Here is a 20,510-nt window from a genome sequence, read left to right on the forward strand (position 1 = left end):
CGGGCGCTCGTCGTCGGGCGCAGCCCCCGGTGGGGGCCGCCCGTCGACGCGGCGACGACGTCAGAGCAGAGCCTGCGCCACGCGCCGGACCTCTGCCTTGCGACCGGCACGCAGGGCCGCCATGGGCGTGGTCCCCAGCGCCTCGTCGGGCGAGAAGAGCCACTCGAGGATCTCGACGTCCGAGTACCCGAAGTCGGTCAGCAGGGCGATCGTGCCCTGGAGCGACATGAGGACCACCTTGCGGCCCTCGTCGGGGTTCTCGGGCGCGGGCTTGGCGTTGGCAGGGTTGGCCAGGTGCGCCGGGACCACGAACGCCGCAGGGATCTGGAACGAGGAGCGCTCGCCGCGCTTGACGCCGACCACACGCCTGTCCTGGGCGATCTTGCGGGCCTGGGTCATGTCGGTGCCGAGCACCTCGGCGAGGTCGGGAAGGGTCAGCCACTCGGTCACGAGCTGCTCGAGGTCAGTCACGTCAGTCACGGGTCAAGCCTACGGGGCGCGCGGGCTCGCGCCCGCCGGGGCTTCGTCACGCTCCGTCCGCACGACCCGCACACCGCCCGAGCACGGCCTCACCTGTTCCGTGCGCCAGGACGCCTAGACTTCCGACGTGGCAACTATGACCTCTGATCCGTTCGTCGGCCGCCTGGTCGACGGGCGGTACCACGTCGTCTCCAGGATCGCACGCGGCGGGATGGCGACCGTGTACCTGGCCGTGGACCGACGCCTCGACCGGGAGGTCGCGCTCAAGGTCATGCACCCGCACCTCGCGGAGGGCACCGACGGTGGAGAGTTCGTCGCACGCTTCCGGCGCGAGGCACGCGCCGCCGCGCGACTGGCCCACCCCGGTGTGGTCGCCGTGTACGACCAGGGGATCGACGGCGAGACCAGCTACCTGACCATGGAGTACGTGCCCGGCACGAACCTCCGCCACGTCCTGCAGGCCGAGGGATCGCTCAGCGTGGGTCGCACGCTCGGCCTGCTCGAGGAGATCCTGGACGCTCTCGCCGCAGCCCACCGCAAGGGGCTGGTCCACCGCGACGTCAAGCCCGAGAACGTGCTCCTCGACGAGTCGGGACGCGTCAAGGTCGCGGACTTCGGCCTCGCCCGCGCCGTCAGCGAGGGCGCGTCGACCGCGACGAGCACCATTCTCGGCACCGTGGCCTACCTCGGCCCCGAGCTCATCACGGCGGGCCGCTGCGACGCACGTACCGACGTGTACTCCGTGGGCGTCCTGGCGTACGAGATGCTCACGGGCCGGCACCCGTTCACGGGCGAGACGCCCCTGCAGGTCGCGTTCCAGCACGTCAACTCCGACGTCCCGGCGCCGTCCGACCTCGAGCCGTGGATCCCCGCCGAGGTCGACGTGCTCGTGTGCGCCCTCGCGGCGCGCTCGCCGCAGGACCGACCGGTCGACGCCTCGGCAGCCCTCGCCCTGGTCCGCCAGACCCGGCAGGTGCTCGACCCCGCAGTGCTCGAACGGCGCTCGACCGCGGCGCCGAGCACCGCCTCGGCGGCCGGCGCCAACCCGGCGCCGGGCGCCGGCTCCCCCGACACGGCCGTGCTCGGCGTCGCGACGGCGGCCCTCGTGGGCGCCCGCCCGGTCGCCGTCGACGCGGGCGCGCAGCACACCCTCGCGCTCGACCGCGACGCGCTCGCCGCGCACGGCGCCGTCCACGGCTCGGGTCTCGACGACGGCGCGGCCGACGCCCCTCCCCCCGGTCCTCGGCGCCGCCGCCGCGGCTGGTGGTGGGGCCTCGCGATCGTGCTGCTCCTCGTGGGCGCCGTCACGGGCGCCTCGTGGTGGTTCCTGAGCGGCCCGGGGGCCTACACGGTCGTGCCCGGCGGACTCGTCGGAGCCCCGCAGGCCGGGGCGCAGCAGACGCTCGTCGCGGTCGACCTCCGCAACGAGGTCACGGAGGCCTACGACGACACGTTCGCCGCGGGGACGGTCATCTCGACCGATCCCGAGGCGGGCAAGAAGGTCCGCAAGGACGGCACGGTGCATCTGCTGGTCTCGCTCGGCGTCAAGATGATCGAGATCCCCTCTGGCCTCGTGGGCAAGCCGCTCGACGAGGCCACCGAGGCGTTGAAGGACGCCGGCTTCACCGTGGGCGACCCGGTCGACGCGTACAGCGACACGGTCCCGGCAGGGATCGTGACGGGCGTGTCCGAGCCCGAGGGCAGCTCCGTGGCCCACTCGACCGTCCCGGTGCTGACCGTCTCGCAGGGCCCTGCCCCCGTGACGGTCCCGCAGGTCGTGGGTGTCGAGAAGGATGCCGCGCTCGCGACCCTCACCGGCCTCGGCCTCGACCCGAGCTCGACCGACGACTACTCGGAGACCGTCGCCGCAGGCCTGGTCATCAGCCAGACCCCGGAGAACGGCACCGAGGGGCACCGGGGCGACAAGGTCGCGCTCGTGATCTCGCTCGGCCCGCCGCTGGTCGAGATCCCCAGCACGTACGGGCGCAACGTCACCGAGGCCGAGAAGATGCTCAAGGACGCGGGCTTCGCGGTCGAGATCCGGCACCCCCAGGGGATCAGCCCGCTCAACATCGTCTACGCGCAGGACCCGGCGGGAGGCTCGGGAAAGACCGCGCCCAAGGGGTCGACGATCGTCATCAACGTCTTCTGACCGGGCCGAACCGCTCTCCCCCACCACGGCGCAGCCCGACGGCGGCGCACCTGCAGGTGCGCCGCCGTCGGGCTGCGTGGGGTCGAGCTGCGGAGGACCTGCCCGCGGGAGGGCACCGGCTCAGCGGGCCTGGAGCATCTCCGCGACCTGGAACGCCATCTCGAGCGACTGCTGGTGGTTCAGGCGCGGGTCCACGAGAGTCTCGTAGCGCAGGGCGAGGCCCGCGTCGTCGATCTCCTCGCTGCCGCCGAGCACCTCGGTCACGTCGTCACCGGTCAGCTCGACGTGCAGGCCACCGGGCACCGTGCCGAGAGCGCGATGGACCTCGAAGAAGCCGCGCACCTCGTCCAGGACGTCCTCGAGGCGGCGGGTCTTGTAGCCGCTGGCCGACGTGATGGTGTTGCCGTGCATGGGGTCCGTGACCCACGTGACCGGGGCACCGGACTCGCGCACGGCCTCCACGAGCGCGGGCAGCGCGTCCCGGATCTTGCCCGCGCCCATGCGCGTGATGAACGTCAGCCGGCCCGGGACCGCGTCCGGGTTGAGCTTGTCGATCAGGCGCAGCGCGTCGTCGGGGGCCGTGGTCGGACCGAGCTTGACCCCGATCGGGTTGGCCACGCGCGACAGGAAGTCGACGTGCGCGCCGTCGAGCTGGCGCGTCCGCTCCCCGATCCACAGGAAGTGGCCCGAGGTGTCGTAGGCGTCGCCCGAGCGCGAGTCGATGCGCGTGAGCGAGCGCTCGTAGTCGAGGATGAGCGCCTCGTGGCTCACGAAGAACTCCACCGTGCGCAGCGCGTCGAAGTCGACGCCGCACGCCTTCATGAAGCGGATCGCGCGGTCGATCTCCGCGGCCGTGCTCTCGTAGCGCGCGTAGGCGGGGTTGCGCATGAACCCGCGGTTCCACTCGTGCACCTGGCGCAGGTCGGCGAAGCCGCCGCCGGTGAACGCCCGGACCACGTTGAGCGTGGCCGAGGAGATCCGGTAGGCCTGCATCAGGCGCTCGGGGTCCGGCACGCGGTCCTCGGGGGTGAACGCGTGCCCGTTGACCATGTCGCCCCGGTAGGCCGGCAGCGTCACGCCCTCGCGCGTCTCGTCGTTCGAGCTGCGCGGCTTGGCGTACTGCCCCGCGAGCCGGCCCATCTTCACGACGGGCATGCTCGCGCCGTGCGTGAGGATCACGGCCATCTGCAGGATGGTGCGCACCTTGTTACGGATGCGCAGGGCGTTCGCGTCCGCGAACGTCTCGGCGCAGTCGCCACCCTGCAGGAGGAAGGCCTCGCCCCGGCCCGCGGCGGCGAGCCGCGAGCGCAGGGTGTCGGCCTCGGTGGGGACCACGAGCGGCGCGGAGGCCGCGAGCCGCGCGGACACGTCCGCGAGGGCCGCGGCGTCGGGCCACGTGGGTTGCTGCTGCGCGACGAGGGAACGGAACGCGTCCAGTCCCTGGCTGATCTCCGCGCCGGTCGTGGTCGCCATCAGCGGATCAGTGCTCCGCGGGTGCAGCCGGCACGAGCGGCTGGCCGATCTCGCCCAGCAGGTCGCCGAACCACGGCTGGGAGACGTCGAACGCCTTGCCGCCGGCGATGCGCGGGAACTCGATCGCGCGCAGGCGGTCGCCGTTCTCCTCGTCGTGACCGATCACGCCCGACTCGCCCTTGAACGCGCAGTCGACCGCGAGGTCCGTCATCGACTTGATGAGGCGCAGGTCCTCGGCGTTCGCGGCCGCAGCGCGCGAGTAGTAGCCCGACTTCTGGACCATGGTCTTCTCGGCGCCGAGCTTCTCCGCGAACTGCTTGGCGAACCAGGCGCCCGGGTTGATGGTGTCGAGCTTGACGTGGCCGAACGGGTCGCGCTCGACCGTCTCGCCCGACGCCTCGAGCTGCGCGACGATCTCGTTCATGCCGGCACCCTCGGACAGGAAGATGTTGACGTTGCCGACCTCGTCCATGACGGTGCGCAGGCGCGCGGCCTCGGCCTCGATGTCGAGCGCGAGCTCGGGCACGAACACCGCGTGGATGTCCCACCGCTCCTTGGTCAGGCCGATGCCCGGGACCCACTCCTGCGTGTCGAGCCACTTGCGGTACTCGGCGGCCGAGGCGGCGGTCAGCCAGCCGCAGTGACGGCCCATGACCTCGTGCACGATCAGCATGCGGGGGCCCGAGCGGTGCTCGCCGATGATGTTGCGCGCGAACCCGGCGGCCTCCTCGGCCGCGGTCCACGCGCCGAGGGACTGACGGATCGGGATCACGTCGTTGTCGATCGTCTTGGGCAGGCCCACGACCGTGAGCTCGTAGTCGTTCTCGTGGAGGTAGGCCGCGAGGTCTGCCGCCGTGGTGTTCGTGTCGTCGCCGCCGATGGTGTGCAGGACGTCGACGCCGTCGGCCTTGAGCTGCTCCGCGGCGACCTGCAGCGGGTCCTGGCCCTCCTGGACGAGGCCGCGCTTGACGCAGTCCTTCGCGTTGGTGAGCTTGACGCGCGAGTTGCCGATCGGCGAGCCGCCGAAGCGGTGCAGGACGCCCGCCTTCTTGCGGGTCTCGGCGTCCACGACGATCTTGGTGCCGGTCAGCAGACCGTGGTAGCCGTGCTGGTAGGCGATGATCTCGACCTCGGGGGCGAGCTCGGTGTAGCGCTCGATCAGGCCACCCACGGCGGAGGACAGGCACGGGGCGAACCCGCCGGCCGTCAGGAGTGCGACGCGACGGACCTGCCGACGATCAGACATAGCAAAGGAGCCTCTCGTTGAAGGATGCCGCCGTGCCTGCGTCGTTCGACGCCGGGGATCACCCGGGGCAGCGGGACGGCCTGCTCCCTCAGTCTACTGACGGCGCGGGCTCTTCCTGCGGCGGTTCCGGAACCTGGACGTCCGGGACCGGCCTGCCACCAGGGGCTGCGGGCGAGGCCGGGGGTGTGGTAGCGGCGGGCCCGGCGGCGAGGCGCGCCTTGGCCGTCGCGGCGTAGATGTCGACGTACTCCTGGCCCGACAGGCTCATGATCGCGTACATGATCTCGTCGGCGACCGAGCGCAGGATGAAGCGGTCGTTCTCCATGCCCTGGTAGCGGCTGAAGTCGAGCGGCTCGCCGACCACGATCCCGATACGCATGGGCTTGGGGATGACCTTGCCGATGGGCTGTGCGATGTTGGTGCCGATCATCGCGACGGGGACCACGGGCGCTCCGGACTCGAGCGCGAGCCGCGCCACGCCGGTCTTGCCGCGGTACAGGCGCCCGTCGGGGCTGCGCGTGCCCTCGGGGTAGATGCCGAACAGCTCGCCCTCGCCGAGGACGCGCAGGCCCGTGGTGAGCGCGGCCTCGCTGGCCTTGCCGCCCGCGCGGTCCACCGGGATGGTCCCCACGCCGCGCATGAACCCGGCCGTCAGACGCCCTTTGATGCCCTTGCCCGTGAAGTAGTCAGACTTGCCGAGGAACTGCACCTTGCGGTTCAGCACGAGAGGCAGGATGAACGAGTCGATGACCGCGAGGTGGTTGCTCGCGAGGATCGCGCCGCCCTCGTCAGGGACGTTCTCGATACCGCGCGTCCACGGACGGTAGAGCAGCCGGAGCAGGGGGCCGACCATCACCTGCTTCATGAACCAGTAGAACAACGTTCCTCCTTGGTGGCCCTCGCGAACACGAGGCGCTCTTCCGACTCTAGAGTGAACCCCATGGCCGCACCGAATGCAGGACCGCAGGGTGAGAACGACGGGAAGGACGACGCGACCGACCCGACCGACGGTGGATCGACCGACGGGTCGAGCACTCCCCACGACGACCTTCCCGACGTCGATGCCCGCTGGGCCGACATCGTCGCGGACCTCTCGGACGTGTCCGCAGCGGCGGAGTCCGCAGCCGCGGAGTCCGCCGCCGGCACGGACCGTACGGCGCCCTCCGGTCCGCGCGACCTGCACGAGACCTTCCCCGTCGCCCCCTGGGTCCAGGCTCCGGGGCCTCGGGACTGGCCGACGACGCCCGAGGTCGAGGACCTCGAGGACGCCGAGAGCCACTTCACTCCCCCGGACCCCGAGATCGGGATGGGACGCGACCCGCTCATGACCATGGCCTGGGGCCTCGTCGCGGGCATCCCGGTCCTGCTGCTCGTCGGCATGGTCGTGCTCCGACCTTTCCCGACGATCGTCGCGCAGGTCGCGGGCGGGCTCTTCCTCGCCGGCCTGGCCGTGCTGCTCTGGCGCATGCCGCACCGTCGCGAGGACGACCACGCGGGTCCGGGCGCCGTCGTCTGAGGGTGCGGCGCCGTCGGGCCCGAGCGGCGCGACCGGCGGGACGCCCTGCCCTGCCCGACGACGTCGCTCCCCGCGCGCAGCACGGCCCCGGCCTCACGTGGAGGGCGGGGCCGTGGCCGGGCGGGGCGACTAGCTGCGGGCGAGGTCCGCCGCGCCGACGATGCCGGCCTCGTTGCCCTGCTGGGCGAGGTCGATCTGCGCCTCGGGACGGTGCCCGCGGGCCGAGAGCTGGTCCGCGAAGGCCTTGCGGACCGGCTGGAGCAGCAGGTCGCCCGCCGCACCCACGCCGCCGCCGATCACGATGAGCTCGGGGTCGAGCAGCGCCGTGACCGACGCGGCCCCCTCGCCGATCCAGCGGCCCAGGGTCGCGAGCAGCTCGATCGCGAGCTCGTCGCCCGCCTGCGCGGCCTGCGTGATCTGGGGACCGTTGAGCTTGGACGGGTCGCCGCCCGCGAGCTCGAGGAGGGCACCCGCACGGTCGGGCTGGGCGATGAGCGCGGCCTGGCCGTCGCGCACGAGAGCGCTCCCGGAGGCGTACTGCTCCCAGCAGCCCTCGTGGCCGCAGCCGCAGTAGTGGCCGCCGGGGACGACGCGCATGTGGCCGACCTCGGCCGCCACGCCCCAGCGCCCGCGCACGAGCTTGCGGTCGACGATGATCGCGCCGCCCAGCCCCGTGCCGACGGTGAGCATGAGCATGTCGGAGGCGTCGCGGCCGGCGCCGAACGCGAACTCGGCCCAGCCGGCGGCGTTGGCGTCGTTCTCGACGACGATCTTGACGTCGTCGTCGCCGATCAGCGTGCGGACCTTGTCGGCGAGCGGGTACTCGCGCCACGCGATGTTGGGGGCGAAGAGGACCGACGTGCGGTCAGGGCTCACGAAGCCGGCAGCGGCCAGGCCCATGGCCCCGACCTGGAACTCCTTGGACAGCTCCGCGTAGACGTCCGCGACCGCCGCGTCGATGCTCGCGACGTCGTCGGGCTCGGTGTCGCGACGCGTCTGCGCGAGGATCGTGCCGTTCTCGTCGACCACACCCGCGGCGATCTTCGTTCCGCCGATGTCGACTCCGATGGCATGCATGTCAGGTCCTCACTCACGTAGCGGTCTGGAACTCCCGATGAGAACACCAGCCGGTAACGGTTGTGCACCGCCTCGGCATCGGTTCTGCGTACGTCCGTCGGCTCCGAAGTCCGGTCGCTCCCGGTCTTCACCCAGGTACGGCCTGAAATCTTGCGCAACAGCGCACAGCACCATGAAGAGTACCGACTCGGAGGCGGTCAACGACACTTGCGACCTGTGGGTACTGTTCTCACACCGTCGACTTCTGCCACTGGAGCCAGCATGGACGAGTTCAGCGCACCGCGCATCATCGATGTCGATCCTCTCGACAACCTCAACGACCTCTTCGCTACCCGCGTCGCCGCCGGGCCAGACCTCCCCATGATCGAGGTCAAGAGCGGGCCGGGCGCCCCCTGGAAGACCCTCTCGGCGCGGGAGGTCGACACCGACGTCGTCTCCGTGGCCAAGGGCCTCGTCGCGCTGGGCATCGAGCCCGGCGACCACGTCGGCATCATGTCCCGCACGCGCTACGAGTGGACGCTGCTCGACTGGGCGACCTGGGCGGCGGGCGCCGTCCCCGTGCCCCTGTACGAGACCTCGAGCGCCGAGCAGGTCCAGTGGATCCTCTCCGACGCGGGCGTCAAGCTGCTCGTCGTGGAGTCCGCCGCGAACGCCGCGACCGTCGCCGAGGTCCGCGACCAGGCCCCTGGGCTCCGCGACGTGTTCGTCATCGACGACGGCGGGATCGCCGCGCTCAAGGAGGCGGGCAAGGACGTCACCGACGACGAGATCGCCCGCCGCCGGGGCCTCGCGAACCTCGCGGACGTCGCGACCATCATCTACACCTCGGGCACGACCGGCCGCCCCAAGGGCGCCGAGCTCACGCACGAGAACTTCTACTCGCTGACCGTCAACGCGGTCGAGGCCCTGCCCGAGGTCTTCGCCGAGGCCAACGGCCGGACGCTGCTCTTCATGCCGCTCGCGCACGTGTTCGCGCGCTTCATCGGCGTGCTCGTGGTCGCGGGTGGCACGGTGCTCGGCCACACCCCCGACACCAAGACCCTCCTCGAGGACCTCGGCGAGTTCAAGCCGACGTACATCCTCTCGGTGCCCCGCGTGTTCGAGAAGGTCTACAACTCCTCGGAGCAGAAGGCAGCCGCTGGCGGCAAGGTCAAGATCTTCCACTGGGCCGCCGCGACCGCGATCGCCTGGTCGCGCGCGCTCGACGACCCCAAGGGGCCGGGCCTCGGGCTCAAGATCCAGCACAAGGTCGCCGACGCGCTCGTCTACAAGAAGCTCCGCGCAGCCCTCGGCGGACAGACCAAGTGGGCCGTCTCGGGCGGCGCACCGCTCGGCGAGCGACTGGGCCACTTCTACCGCGGCATCGGCGTTCGCATCCTCGAGGGCTACGGCCTGACCGAGTCCACGGCCCCGACATCGGTCAACCGCCCCACGGCGACCAAGATCGGGACCGTCGGCCCCCAGCTCCCCGGCTGCGGCGCGAAGATCGCGGAGGACGGCGAGATCCTCCTCCAGGGCCACCACGTCTTCCGGGGCTACCACAACAACCCGCAGGCCACGGCCGACGCGTTCATCGACGGTTGGTTCCGCACGGGCGACCTGGGCTCGCTCGACGAGGACGGCTTCCTGCGCATCACGGGGCGCAAGAAGGAGATCATCGTGACCGCGGGCGGCAAGAACGTCGCCCCCGCCGTGCTCGAGGACCGCATCCGCGCGCACGCGCTCGTGAGCCAGTGCGTCGTCGTCGGGGACGGACAGCCGTTCATCGGCGCCCTCGTGACGCTCGACCCCGAGGGCCTGCCCGGCTGGCTCGCGATGCACGGCAAGGAACCCATGAGCGTCGACGCCGCGGCGCTCGACGTCGACGTCCTCGCGGCGCTCGACACCGCGGTGGACCGCGCCAACAAGGCCGTCTCGCGCGCCGAGTCGATCCGCAAGTTCACCATCCTGGCCACGGACTTCACGGTCGAGAACGGCTACCTGACGCCGTCGCTCAAGGTCAAGCGCAACGTCGTGCTCAAGGACTTCTCGGTCGAGGTCGACGCGATCTACTCGGGCTTGCCCGCGCAGTGATCTGACGTGACCTGAGACGCCCGCACGACGGGCACGACGGCCGGTCCCCACCAGGGGGCCGGCCGTCGTCGCTTCTCGACCCGCCCGCCGACGGTGACGCACCCGCCTGCCGACGGTGACGCGCCCGCCGACCCGTCAGAGCCGCGCGAGCCGCCCGACGAGCGCGGGCGAGCCGATCGCCACCGCGCCCATGGCCTGGACGTCGTCGGCGACCTCGCGGTCGCTCGTGACGACGGCCACGGGCCGCCCCTCGGGCTCTGCGGCGACCAGGCGCCGGATGAGGTGGTCGGCGATCTCCCCCGACGAGAACAGGACCCGGACCCCGCGCGTGCTCGCGGGCGGCATGTGGCCCAGCTCCTGGCCGTCGAAGCAGCACGTGACCTCGGCGCCCGTGCGCGAGGCGATGCGGACGAGCCCGTCGACGAGACGGCGTCTCTGCTGCGCGAGCGTGAGCGTCCCGAAACCCGTCTTGCTGACGTTGTACCCGTCGACGATCAGGTGCATCTGGGGCACGGCGAGCACGTCGTCGAGCAGCGCCGGGTCGTCACCCGCACGCCCGCGCGAGCCCGGTCGCGTCGTGCTGCCCGCGCCGTGGCCAGCGGCGTCGACCTCGAGGGGAGCCACGGTGTCGCCGGGCCGCAGCGTGGTCGGGGGGATCCCGAGCTCTCGGCGGAGCCCCACCGCCGCGTCGACGACCGTCTCCAGCAGCAGTCGCGCCCGAGCGTTGGCGAGCTCGGCCCCGGTATGCGTGAGCGTGCGGGCCTCGTCGCGGGCAGCGTGGGCGCGTTCGAGCGCGACCGCGGCCTCGCGCCGCTCGGCGGCGGCCTGGGTGGCGAGCGCCTCGGCGGCCTGCGTCCGCGCGTCGGCCTCGGCGCGGGCGGCGCGCGCCTCGGAGCGGGCACGGTCGGCGTCCGAGCGCAGCCTGCGCTCGGTACGACGCAGGGTCGCGAGCTCCGCACGGGCCTCCTCGAGCGCGGCACGGTCGGCGGCCGCGGCCTGCCTGGCCGCGTCGAGCTCGGCAAGGGCCCTGTCGCGCTCGGTCACGGCCCGTTCGGCCTCCTGGGCCCGGCGCTGCTCCTGCTCGCGCTCCTGAGCGTCCTGGAGCGCCCGGTCGAGGTAGTCCTCCCAGCCGTCGGGACGCAGCAGGAACGCGCCGACGGCGAGATCCAGAGCGCGTTCCGCCCCGCCGCGGGCGGTCTCGGCCGTGGAGACGGGCTCCCCGCCCTGCCCGACGGCGCCTCTCGCCTCGCGGGCGGACGTGCGGTCGGGAGCGGCGCCGGGCGCCGGAGCGGGCACCTCGCGCACGGTCCGCGTCGCGCTCGCCGGCTCCGCGGAGGCGACCAGGGGCTCGGTCCCCCTGTCGAGCGAGACGGCGCCCGAGCCGGGGGCCCGCTCGTCGTCGCCCGGCCCGGCCGACGTGTCGGGGCCGGTCGTCGCGGTGGTCGCGGCGCCGTCGGGCACGAGCTCGCGCGCCTCGGACGGGTGCGCGGCGCTCCACGCGGCCGCGACCGCGGACCGGAAGGACGGGCTCGTCTCGAGCGCCTGCCAGAGCGGCACCGCTCCGGACGCCGCGCGCCGGCGCGGCGCGAACGTCCTGACGCGGCGCAGCGCGACCGGGACGGTCGCGGGGTCCCACGCGCCCAGGACGCGCGCGGCCAGCTCGAGGAGCTGGGTGCGGACCTCGGGCGGGACCGGCGGACGTGCGACGTCACCCTCCGGAGACGACCCCGCGGACGCACCCAGGATCTCGACCGAGCGCGGCACGGCGTCCTTGTTGTCCCGACTCGTCCCATCCATGGGTCAACACTACGGGCGAACGGGGCGTCGGGTCCTGACGGCGCGGCGCGGGCGTGCACCGCGTCCCGCGCGGCCGCCACCGACCGTGTCGGTGCCCCCGGGTACGTTCGGGCCCATGTCGTCCCCGACCGCCGCAGCCTCGGCCGCTCCCCCGCAGCTCTCGGTCCGTTCGTTCACCCCCGACGTCGTCCCCGGGAGCATCCCCGTCCAGCTCGGCCTCGACGAGCTGGGCACCCCCCTGCAGGACGTCACGTTCGTGGTCGTGGACCTCGAGACGACGGGCGGCTCGCCCGCCTCGTCGGGCATCACGGAGATCGGCGCGGTCAAGGTCCGTGGCGGGGAGGTCCTCGGTGAGTTCCAGACCCTCGTCAACCCCGGCACCCCCGTCCCGGCGTTCATCGCCCGCCTGACCGGGATCAGCACCGCGATGGTCGCGACCGCGCCCCCGATCCAGGCCGTGCTGCCCTCGTTCCTCGAGTTCTCCCGGGGAGCGGTCCTGGTCGCGCACAACGCACCGTTCGACATCGGCTTCCTCAAGGCTGCCGCGCGCGACGCGGGCTACGACTGGCCGGGCAACCAGGTCCTCGACACCGTCCCCCTCGCCCGTCGGGTCGTGACCCGCGACGAGGCCCCCAACCACAAGCTCTCGACGCTCGCCGCGCTCTTCCACGCGGCCGTGACGCCCGAGCACCGGGCGCTGGCCGACGCGCGCGCCACGGTCGACGTCCTGCACGCCCTGCTCGAACGGCTCGCCCCGTTCGGCATCACGCACCTCGAGGACCTCGCGACCGCGACGGACCCCGTCCCGCCGGACGTGCGGCGCAAGCGCACGCTCGCCGACGGCCTGCCCGACGCCCCCGGGGTCTACCTGTTCCGCGGACCGGGCGAGGAGGTCCTGTACGTGGGCACCTCCACCTCGATCCGCCGCCGGGTCCGCAGCTACTTCACGGCCGCCGAGAAGCGCAGCCGGATGACCGAGATGGTGCGCATCGCGCACGCCGTGACGCCCGTGGTGTGCGCGACCGTGCTCGAGGCCCAGGTGCGCGAGCTGCGGCTCATCGCCGAGCACTCGCCCCGCTACAACCGTCGCTCCAAGTTCCCCGAGCGCATGAGCTGGGTGCGCCTGACGCGCGAGCACCACCCGCGGCTCTCGATCGTCCAGGACGTCAGGCCCGACGCCGCGCACATCGGCCCCTACTCGTCACGGCGCCAGGCCCAGCAGGCGATCGACGCGCTGCACGACGCGCTCCCCCTGCGCCAGTGCACGCCCCGCCTGCCGCTGCTGCCCTCCCCGGGGGCCAGCGCGTGCGCGCTGGCCGAGATGGGACGGTGCGGTGCGCCCTGCACGACGGCACAGGAGCCGCAGGGCTACCCCGCCGTGGTGGGACGCGCCCGCCGGACGCTGCTCGCGGACCCGAGCGACGTCGTCGACCCCCTGACGGCGCGGATCGCCGCGCTCGCCGCCGACGAACGCTACGAGCAGGCCGCCGAGGTCACCGCCCGCCTCGAGGCGTTCCTGCTCGGGGCGGGACGCGCGCAACGGCTCGGGCCGCTCGCGGAGTGCGCCGAGCTCGTGGCGGCCAAGCCCCTCGACCGGGGCGGGTGGGAGATCGTCGTGGTGCGCCACGCCCGCCTCGCGGCGACCGGGGTCTCAGCCCCGGGGGCCGACCCGTGGCCCACGATCGAGGCCCTCGTCGCGACGGCCGAGGAGGTCGCGCCGCCCGTCGCCCCCGCGCCCGCGTGCCACCCGCACGAGGCCGAGCTCGTGCTCGGCTGGCTCGAGCAGCCCGGCGTCCGGCTCGTCGACGTGACGCACCCGCTCGCCTGGCCCGTCCGCTCGGCGCGCGCCTTCGCGGACCGCGACCGCACCGCGCAGCGCGTCGCCCAGCACGTCGAGGCTAGATTGGACCCCGGTTCGTCGAACGACGAGCCCCGCGCCTCGGACCCGACGGAGGACCCATGCTGACCGCGATCGTGCTGATCGACACCGAACCGAACCTCATCCCCGAGGTGGCCTCGCAGGTCGCCTCGCTCCGCGGTGTCAGCGAGGTCTACTCGGTCACCGGGAAGGCCGACCTCGTCGCCATGGTCCGCGTCAAGGAGCACGACGACCTCGCCGACGTGATCGCCGACCGGGTCAGCAAGATCGAGGGCGTGCTGCGCACCGAGACGTTCATCGCGTTCCGCGCCTACTCCGACGTCGACCTCGAGCAGGCGTTCGCCCTGGGGCTCGACGACTGACCACTGCACGAGGGCGGGGCGTGGACGGTCCCCCGTCCGCGCCCCGCCCTCGTCGTCGCCGCCCGCCACCCACAGGTGCCCGTCGGCGCCCCGTCACCCGGGGCGCCGAGCGTGTGTCGTCATCGTGTCGAGGCGGCGACCCAGCGACCCAGCACGCCCGCCGCCGCACCCGAGTCGACGCTCGTCGCCGCGTGGGCCATGCCCGCGCGCAGACGCTCGACGAGCGTCCCCTCGGCGGTGCCGGGCAGGCTCGCGTCCGCGACCAGTGCGGCCGCGGCGTTGAGCAGCACCGTCTCCCGCACGGGCCCGGCCTCGCCCGCCAGGACGCGTCGTGCGACCTCGGCGTTGAACCTCGCGTCGGCCCCCCGCAGGTCCTCGACCGTGATCCGCTGCAGGCCCAGCTCGGCCGCGGCGTCGAGCGAGCTGGTCGTGACGGAGCCGTCGCGCACCTCCCACACCGTCGACGTGCCGGTCGCCGCGAGCTCGTCGAGCCCGTCGTCCCCCCGGAACACCAGGGCCGAGGTGCCGCGCGACGCGAAGACACCGGCCACGAGCGGGGCCATGCGCGCGTCGGCGACCCCGACGGCCGTCGCGGCGGGCTGCGCGGGGTTCGTCAGAGGCCCCAGGAAGTTGAACGCCGTCGGGATCCCGAGCTCCTTGCGCGCGACCGCCGAGTGCCGGAACGAGGGGTGGAAGACCTGCGCGAAGCAGAACGTGATGCCGACCTCCTCGACCAGCTGCGTGACCCGCTCCGGGGACTGGTCGAGGCGGATGCCCAGGACCTCGAGCACGTCGGCCGAGCCCGACGACGACGACGCGGCCCGGTTGCCGTGCTTGACGACGCGGACGCCCGTCCCGGCGATCACGACCGCGGCCATGGTCGAGACGTTGACCGTGTGCGCACGGTCGCCGCCGGTCCCGACGATGTCCACCGCCGGCCCCTGCACCGTGAACCGGGTCGCGTGGGCGAGCATCGCGTCGGCCAGGCCGCGCAGCTCGCCCACGGTCTCGCCCTTGGAGCGCAGCGCGACGAGGAAGGCCGCGAGGCGCACGGGGCTGACCTCTCCCGAGAGCACCATGTCCATGGCCCACGCCGTCAGCTCCGGGGTCAGCTCCCGACCCGCGATGAGCTCGGACAGGAGACCCGGCCACGACGGCGCCGTCTGCTCAGGCACCAGGGAGGCGCCCTGGGGTGCGAGGACGGACGGGACGGTTGCCGGAGTGCCCGGTGTCGTGGTCACGGGATCTGCCCTTCATGAGGTCATTCGATCAGCGAGACGATCGCTCGCTGCAGCTCGATGGCGTCGAACGGCCGGGGGACGGCCTCGTCGGCGAGCGACCACGATGCTAGCCAACCGTCCTGCGGCCTGCCGGTGAGGACCAGAACCGGCGGGCACCGGAAGATCTCGTTCTTGAGCTGGCGGCACAGGCCCATGCCGCCGGCCTTGTCGGCCTCCCCGTCGAGCACCAGGAGGTCCCAGCCGCCCGCGTCGGCCGCGGCCACGACCGCGGTGGAGGTCGCGACCTCCTTCCAGACGATGTCGGGAGCTCCCGCCCGCACGCGACGCCCGACGGCGAGGCGCACCTGCTCGCGCACCGTCACGTCGTCGCTGTAGAGCAGGATGTGCGGCGCGCGCACGGCCTGGACCGGCCCGACCTCGGAGAGCGCGTCCTGCTCCGTGGTGGTGGTCGTCAGGCCGTTCGTCGTCGACGTCATCGTCGCCTCCTTCTGGTTCGGGTCTCGTCCGGTTCCCGGTCGAGCCTGCTCGTGCCTGCCGGTCGTGCGGTGGTGGACCACCGCGATCGCCGAGCCGGAGGCACAGCACTCCTGGGCATCTTGGCACGTCGGACGCCCGGGCGACATCCTCGCGCGCCGCGACGGACAGGGGCGTTCCAGGCCGTGGTCACGACCCCCGAATTCCCGCCGTTTCATGGCACTTCCCCGTGATCCGTCATGAAGTGCAGGGCTTGGTGGGAGAATCTGGAGACTTTGTGAGATTTGCCGCGCGCCACCCCCCGGATCGGTGGCCCAAAGCACGCCCACGTCGGCCATAATGGCTGATGTGTCGACCGCAACGGCTGCCCCCCACGCCCACCAGCACGTGAGCGTCAACCGACCGAACCCTGTCTCGGTCGGGACGATCGTGTGGCTGGCCAGCGAGCTCATGTTCTTCGCTGGACTGTTCGCTATGTACTTCACCGCACGATCGGTGATACCCGCCGAGGAGTGGGCTTCTCAGACCGAGAAGCTCAACATCCCCTTCGCCGTGATCAACACGTCGGTGCTGGTGCTGTCCTCCGTGACGTGCCAGCTGGGTGTCCTCGCGGCGGAGCGTTTCCAGCCCGTCCGCACCGGATCGATCTTCCAGGTCAACCGGTGGGGGATGAACGAGTGGATCACGCTCACGTACCTCATGGGTGCGTTCTTCATCGGCGGTCAGGTCTACGAGTACGCCGAGCTCGTGCACGAGGGACTCACCATCTCGTCGCACCCCTACGGCTCGGTCTTCTTCCTGGCAACGGGCTTCCACGGACTCCACGTCGTGGGTGGTCTGATCGCCTTCCTGTTCCTTCTCGGTCGGTCCTTCGCCGCCAAGAACTTCGGGCACCACGAGGCCACCACCGGCATCGTGACGTCCTACTACTGGCACTTCGTCGACGTCGTGTGGATCGCACTCTTCTTCGTGATCTACATCCTCCGCTGACGCGGTGACGCCCGCGGCACCGATGCCCGGACAACCACATCTGCCCCCTGCACCCCCCACTTGCGAGACGAGGATCATTTCGTGAAGGCACTCGCCGCCCGCAGACACCACCGCTTCGCACCGGTCGTGCTGCTGCTGCTGGCGCTGCTGGTCACCGGCGGCGTCTACGCCGCCTTTGCCCCGAGTCCAGCCAGCGCTGACACCGCCAGCACCGAGGACATCGAGACAGGCCAGAAGCTTTTCCAGGCGAACTGCGCCACCTGCCACGGCCCCAACGCCGAGGGGTCGGACACCGTTCCGTCCCTCGTCGGCGTGGGAGCGGCCGCTGTCGACTTCCAGGTGTCGACGGGTCGTATGCCCATGCAGATGGAAGGCCCCCAGGCCATCCAGAAGCCGCGCCAGTTCGACGAGGAGCAGACCGCGCAGCTCGCCGCGTACGTCGCCTCCCTGGGCGCCGGCCCGGCGATCCCCACGGACGAGCAGGTCGACGCCGCGCTCGGAGACCCGTCGAACGGTGCTGCGGTCTTCCGCACCAACTGCGCGATGTGCCACAACGCCGTCGGAGCCGGCGGTGCCCTGTCCGAGGGCAAGTTCGCCCCCGCGCTGTGGGACACCTCGGAGCGCAACATCTACCAGGCCATGCAGACCGGCCCGCAGTCCATGCCGGTGTTCAACGACATGAACATCACGCCCGACGAGAAGCGCGACGTCATCGCGTACCTCGTCGAGCAGCGTGAGGGCTCCGCCGGTGGGCTGGACCTTGGTTCTCTCGGCCCCGTCAGCGAGGGCCTCTGGGTGTGGATCGTGGGCATGGGTCTGCTGATCGGCGCCGCTGTGTGGATCGGAGCGAAGTCGTCGTGAGCGACAACCAGAACTCGACGGACCTGACCAAGCAGGACGGGCGCGAGCTCGACCGCTTCCAGGATCCGGGTATCCCGGCTCACAAGAGCCGGATGGCAGACCGTGACCCCCAGGCCGCCAAGCGTGCCGAGAAGCAGGTCGTGATCCTCTTCACGATCTCGATCATCGGCACCATCGGCATGCTGGTCGCGTTCTTCGCGCTGCCCGACGACACCTCGATCGCGGGGATCCGCACGGCCAACCTGATCATCGGTCTCGGCCTGGCCTTCTCGCTGCTCGGCATCGGTCTCGCAGCGGTCCACTGGGCCAAGACCCTCATGTCGGACCACGAGCACGTCGACGAGCGGCACGCCCAGCGCAGCTCGGACGCCGTCCGCGCCGAGGCCGTGCAGGCCCTGACCGAGGGTGCCCAGGACTCGGGCATCGCCCGTCGTGGCGTGCTCAAGGGCGCGGTCGTCACCGCCCTCGCGCTCTTCCCGCTCGCGATCGCTGTTCCCCTCGTGGCCGAGGTGGGTGGAGACTGGAACGTCAACAAGTTCCGCCACACGCTCTGGAAGCCCAAGATGCGCCTCGCGCTCGACCCCTCGGGCCGCCCGATCAAGGCCGAGGACGTCACGATCGGCAGCGCCTTCCACGTCATCCCCGACGTGCCGGAAGAGGTGCGCACCTCGCACGAGTGGATCTCCGAGAAGGCCAAGGCCATCGTCCTGATGGTCCGTCTCGACCCTCGTGACCTCAAGGAGGCCGAGGACCGCAAGGACTGGTCGTACGACGGCATCGTCGCCTACTCCAAGGTCTGCACCCACGTCGGGTGCCCGGTCGCGCTCTACGAGCAGCAGACGCACCACCTGCTGTGCCCGTGCCACCAGTCGACCTTCGACGTCGCGGACGGCGCCAAGGTCGTCTTCGGCCCCGCCAAGCGGCCGCTCCCTCAGCTGCCGATCACCGTTGACGACGAGGGCTACCTGGTCGCTCAGAGCGACTTCCTGGAGCCCGTCGGACCGAGCTACTGGGAGCGCCTCAAGTGAGCACCAGCACCGCGGGACCCGCTGAAGCGACCGCAGACTATCTGGACCAGCGGACCGGCATCGCCGGGGCCGTCAAGGAGTTCGCCCGCAAGGTCTTCCCGGACCACTGGTCGTTCCTCCTGGGCGAGATCGCCCTCTACTCGTTCGTCGTCCTCATCCTCTCGGGCTTCTTCCTGACGATGTTCTTCGTGCCGAGCATGGGCCTGGTCACGTACCACGGTGAGCCCGCCACGATGAACGGCCAGCTCATGTCCGAGGCCTTCGCCTCGACGCTGCACACCTCGTTCGAGGTGCGCGGCGGTCTGCTGATGCGTCAGATCCACCACTGGTCGGCCCTGCTCTTCATGGCCGCGATCGTGACGCACATGATGCGCGTCTTCTTCACCGGGGCGTTCCGCAAGCCGCGTGAGCTCAACTGGATGGTCGGGTTCCTCCTGATGATCCTGGGGCTCGCCGCCGGCTTCACGGGCTACTCGCTCCCGGACGACGTGCTCTCCGGCAACGGTCTGCGCATCACCGACGGCGTCGTCAAGTCGATCCCGATCATCGGGTCGTACATGTCGTACTTCATCTTCGGTGGCGAGTTCCCGGGCGAGCACATCATCCCGAGGCTCTTCACGCTGCACATCCTCGTGGTCCCGGGCCTGATCCTGGCGCTCGTCGCCCTCCACCTGTTCTTCGTCGTGCTGCACAAGCACACGCAGTACCCGGGTGGCGGCCGCACCAACGCCAACGTGGTCGGCTTCCCGCTGTTCCCCGTGTACGTCGCCAAGGCCGGTGGCTTCTTCTTCGTGGTGTTCGGCGTCATCGCCGCGATGGGCGCCACGATGGCCATCAACAACGTCTGGAACTACGGACCGTACGACCCCTCCCCCGTCTCGGCCGGTGCTCAGCCCGACTGGTACATGCTGTTCCTCGAGGGCTCGCTACGACTCATGCCCGGGCAGACCGAGTACGTGATCGCGGGCTACACGCTCTCGCTCAACATCCTGATCCCTGCGGTCGTGATCCCGGGCCTGCTGTTCACGTTCCTCGCGGTCTACCCGTTCCTCGAGGCCGCCGTGACCAAGGACAAGCGCGAGCACCACGTGCTCGACCGTCCGCGCAACGTCCCGGTCCGCACAGGCCTGGGTGTCGGCTTCCTGACGGCGTTCATCATCCTGGCTCTCGCCGGGTCGAACGACCTCATCGCGACGCACTTCCACCTGTCGATCAACGCGATCACGTGGGTCTTCCGGGTGCTGCTCTTCGTCGGCCCGGTGATCGCTTTCTGGATCACCAAGCGCATCTGCCTCGGGCTGCAGCGCAAGGACCGCGAGCTCGTCCTGCACGGCCACGAGACCGGCCGCATCGTGCGCTTCGCGCACGGTGAGTACATCGAGGTCCACCGTCCGCTCGACGACCAGGAGCGCTGGCTCCGTGTGAACTACACGGCGCACGCTCCCCTGGAGATCGAGCCGGCGACCGACTCTCGCGGTGTCCGCCGCAAGGGCTACAAGAAGGACCGCCGGATGCAGCGTCTGTCGCGCTTCTTCTACGAGGACCGGGTCGAGCCCGTGACCCCCTCGGAGGTGGCCGCGTCCCACTCGCACGGCGAGCACGACGCGCTCGGCGCCGCGGACACCACGCCCGCCGTGGAGTCCGGCTCGGCGGTCGGCGGCGGCAGCCACATCGTCAGCCCTGACGACACCGGCAGCACCAAGCACTGACCCGCTCCCCTCGGAGCAGAACGACCCGTGAGACGGTCCGGCACACGCCGGAACATCTCACGGGTCGTTCGCGTTCCACGGGTGTCGTGTTCGCTCGGTTCGCACCGACCGAACCTTTCGCCACAGATGTCGCACCTGCGCGGTGCGGCGCA

Annotated in this window: 17 protein-coding genes; 9 read left to right on the forward strand and 8 right to left on the reverse strand. The window is 71.6% G+C overall.

Annotated elements, in window-relative coordinates; translation table 11 throughout:
* Positions 1 to 60 precede the first annotated feature (60 nt).
* On the reverse strand, positions 61 to 480 hold the full coding sequence (locus tag ACZDYF_RS07485) for an Rv2175c family DNA-binding protein (RefSeq protein WP_318243822.1): 420 nt from the start codon (positions 478 to 480) through the stop codon (positions 61 to 63).
* A gap of 136 nt (positions 481 to 616) precedes the next feature.
* On the opposite strand from ACZDYF_RS07485, the gene pknB reads away from it, so the two are divergent.
* Positions 617 to 2,632: a Stk1 family PASTA domain-containing Ser/Thr kinase gene (pknB, locus tag ACZDYF_RS07490; RefSeq protein ID WP_475055127.1), complete on the forward strand. Its 2,016-nt coding sequence runs from the start codon at positions 617 to 619 to the stop codon at positions 2,630 to 2,632.
* A gap of 120 nt (positions 2,633 to 2,752) precedes the next feature.
* Here the strand turns inward: pknB and ACZDYF_RS07495 are convergent, their stop codons facing one another.
* From ACZDYF_RS07495 to ACZDYF_RS07505, 3 genes are all read right to left on the reverse strand, one after another.
* The gene (locus ACZDYF_RS07495; protein WP_191792023.1) at positions 2,753 to 4,105 is read right to left on the reverse strand and encodes a class II 3-deoxy-7-phosphoheptulonate synthase; all 1,353 of its coding nucleotides are present in this window, start codon (positions 4,103 to 4,105) and stop codon (positions 2,753 to 2,755) included.
* 7 nt (positions 4,106 to 4,112) lie between these two features.
* A complete protein-coding gene (locus ACZDYF_RS07500; protein WP_191792022.1) occupies positions 4,113 to 5,351 on the reverse strand; it encodes a pyrophosphate--fructose-6-phosphate 1-phosphotransferase in 1,239 nt (412 codons plus the stop codon).
* An 88-nt stretch (positions 5,352 to 5,439) separates the two neighbouring features.
* Positions 5,440 to 6,231 (reverse strand): lysophospholipid acyltransferase family protein, encoded by a 792-nt coding sequence (locus tag ACZDYF_RS07505; protein ID WP_475055130.1) that lies wholly within the window; start codon positions 6,229 to 6,231, stop codon positions 5,440 to 5,442.
* Between the two features lie 60 nt (positions 6,232 to 6,291).
* On the opposite strand from ACZDYF_RS07505, the gene ACZDYF_RS07510 reads away from it, so the two are divergent.
* Positions 6,292 to 6,867: a hypothetical protein gene (locus tag ACZDYF_RS07510; protein WP_204809145.1), complete on the forward strand. Its 576-nt coding sequence runs from the start codon at positions 6,292 to 6,294 to the stop codon at positions 6,865 to 6,867.
* A 129-nt stretch (positions 6,868 to 6,996) separates the two neighbouring features.
* Here ACZDYF_RS07510 and ACZDYF_RS07515 read toward each other — a convergent pair whose 3' ends face one another.
* Positions 6,997 to 7,944 carry an ROK family glucokinase gene (locus ACZDYF_RS07515; RefSeq protein WP_475055132.1) on the reverse strand — a complete coding sequence of 316 codons (948 nt, stop codon included), beginning with the start codon at positions 7,942 to 7,944 and terminating at the stop codon, positions 6,997 to 6,999.
* A 261-nt stretch (positions 7,945 to 8,205) separates the two neighbouring features.
* Here ACZDYF_RS07515 and ACZDYF_RS07520 point away from each other — a divergent pair, with 261 nt between their 5' ends.
* Positions 8,206 to 10,017 (forward strand): AMP-dependent synthetase/ligase, encoded by a 1,812-nt coding sequence (locus ACZDYF_RS07520; protein ID WP_475055134.1) that lies wholly within the window; start codon positions 8,206 to 8,208, stop codon positions 10,015 to 10,017.
* 135 nt (positions 10,018 to 10,152) lie between these two features.
* On the opposite strand, the gene ACZDYF_RS07525 is transcribed toward ACZDYF_RS07520, so the two are convergent.
* Positions 10,153 to 11,814 (reverse strand): NYN domain-containing protein, encoded by a 1,662-nt coding sequence (locus tag ACZDYF_RS07525; RefSeq protein WP_475055136.1) that lies wholly within the window; start codon positions 11,812 to 11,814, stop codon positions 10,153 to 10,155.
* A 115-nt stretch (positions 11,815 to 11,929) separates the two neighbouring features.
* Here ACZDYF_RS07525 and ACZDYF_RS07530 point away from each other — a divergent pair, with 115 nt between their 5' ends.
* Positions 11,930 to 13,780 (forward strand): DEDD exonuclease domain-containing protein, encoded by a 1,851-nt coding sequence (locus tag ACZDYF_RS07530; RefSeq protein WP_191792017.1) that lies wholly within the window; start codon positions 11,930 to 11,932, stop codon positions 13,778 to 13,780.
* On the forward strand, positions 13,774 to 14,055 hold the full coding sequence (locus ACZDYF_RS07535) for an Lrp/AsnC family transcriptional regulator (protein WP_138824253.1): 282 nt from the start codon (positions 13,774 to 13,776) through the stop codon (positions 14,053 to 14,055). The genes ACZDYF_RS07530 and ACZDYF_RS07535 overlap by 7 nt, the downstream gene beginning before the upstream one ends.
* Positions 14,056 to 14,174: 119 nt before the next feature.
* Here the strand turns inward: ACZDYF_RS07535 and trpD are convergent, their stop codons facing one another.
* Together trpD and ACZDYF_RS07545 are read right to left on the reverse strand one after the other, a co-directional pair.
* The gene (trpD, locus tag ACZDYF_RS07540) at positions 14,175 to 15,230 is read right to left on the reverse strand and encodes an anthranilate phosphoribosyltransferase (protein ID WP_475055500.1); all 1,056 of its coding nucleotides are present in this window, start codon (positions 15,228 to 15,230) and stop codon (positions 14,175 to 14,177) included.
* 86 nt (positions 15,231 to 15,316) lie between these two features.
* Positions 15,317 to 15,772: a hypothetical protein gene (locus tag ACZDYF_RS07545; protein WP_225227406.1), complete on the reverse strand. Its 456-nt coding sequence runs from the start codon at positions 15,770 to 15,772 to the stop codon at positions 15,317 to 15,319.
* A gap of 337 nt (positions 15,773 to 16,109) precedes the next feature.
* On the opposite strand from ACZDYF_RS07545, the gene ctaE reads away from it, so the two are divergent.
* From ctaE to qcrB, 4 genes are all read left to right on the forward strand, one after another.
* The gene (ctaE, locus tag ACZDYF_RS07550; RefSeq protein WP_191792016.1) at positions 16,110 to 16,760 is read left to right on the forward strand and encodes an aa3-type cytochrome oxidase subunit III; all 651 of its coding nucleotides are present in this window, start codon (positions 16,110 to 16,112) and stop codon (positions 16,758 to 16,760) included.
* Positions 16,761 to 16,841: 81 nt separating this feature from the next.
* Complete coding sequence (qcrC, locus tag ACZDYF_RS07555; RefSeq protein ID WP_191792015.1) at positions 16,842 to 17,621, forward strand: cytochrome bc1 complex diheme cytochrome c subunit; 780 nt, start codon at positions 16,842 to 16,844, stop codon at positions 17,619 to 17,621.
* Entirely contained in the window at positions 17,618 to 18,649 is a 1,032-nt protein-coding gene (gene qcrA, locus ACZDYF_RS07560; protein ID WP_307824113.1) for a cytochrome bc1 complex Rieske iron-sulfur subunit, read from the forward strand. The genes qcrC and qcrA overlap by 4 nt, the downstream gene beginning before the upstream one ends.
* Positions 18,646 to 20,358: a cytochrome bc1 complex cytochrome b subunit gene (qcrB, locus tag ACZDYF_RS07565; protein WP_191792014.1), complete on the forward strand. Its 1,713-nt coding sequence runs from the start codon at positions 18,646 to 18,648 to the stop codon at positions 20,356 to 20,358. Before qcrA ends, qcrB begins: the two co-directional genes overlap by 4 nt.
* Positions 20,359 to 20,510: the final 152 nt, after the last annotated feature.

The organism is Oerskovia sp. PE-21s, from assembly GCF_056158145.1.

Bases quoted from the DNA above. Each gene is read 5' to 3' on its own strand.
- ACZDYF_RS07545 (WP_225227406.1), bottom strand. From the start codon at position 15,772: ATGACGTCGACGACGAACGGCCTGACGACCACCACCACGGAGCAGGAC.
- ACZDYF_RS07515 (WP_475055132.1), bottom strand. From the start codon at position 7,944: ATGCATGCCATCGGAGTCGACATCGGCGGAACGAAGATCGCCGCGGGT.
- ACZDYF_RS07525 (WP_475055136.1), bottom strand. From the start codon at position 11,814: ATGGATGGGACGAGTCGGGACAACAAGGACGCCGTGCCGCGCTCGGTC.
- ACZDYF_RS07535 (WP_138824253.1), top strand. From the start codon at position 13,774: ATGCTGACCGCGATCGTGCTGATCGACACCGAACCGAACCTCATCCCC.
- ACZDYF_RS07530 (WP_191792017.1), top strand. From the start codon at position 11,930: ATGTCGTCCCCGACCGCCGCAGCCTCGGCCGCTCCCCCGCAGCTCTCG.
- ACZDYF_RS07520 (WP_475055134.1), top strand. From the start codon at position 8,206: ATGGACGAGTTCAGCGCACCGCGCATCATCGATGTCGATCCTCTCGAC.
- pknB (WP_475055127.1), top strand. From the start codon at position 617: ATGACCTCTGATCCGTTCGTCGGCCGCCTGGTCGACGGGCGGTACCAC.
- ACZDYF_RS07510 (WP_204809145.1), top strand. From the start codon at position 6,292: ATGGCCGCACCGAATGCAGGACCGCAGGGTGAGAACGACGGGAAGGAC.
- ACZDYF_RS07495 (WP_191792023.1), bottom strand. From the start codon at position 4,105: ATGGCGACCACGACCGGCGCGGAGATCAGCCAGGGACTGGACGCGTTC.
- ctaE (WP_191792016.1), top strand. From the start codon at position 16,110: ATGGCTGATGTGTCGACCGCAACGGCTGCCCCCCACGCCCACCAGCAC.
- ACZDYF_RS07500 (WP_191792022.1), bottom strand. From the start codon at position 5,351: ATGTCTGATCGTCGGCAGGTCCGTCGCGTCGCACTCCTGACGGCCGGC.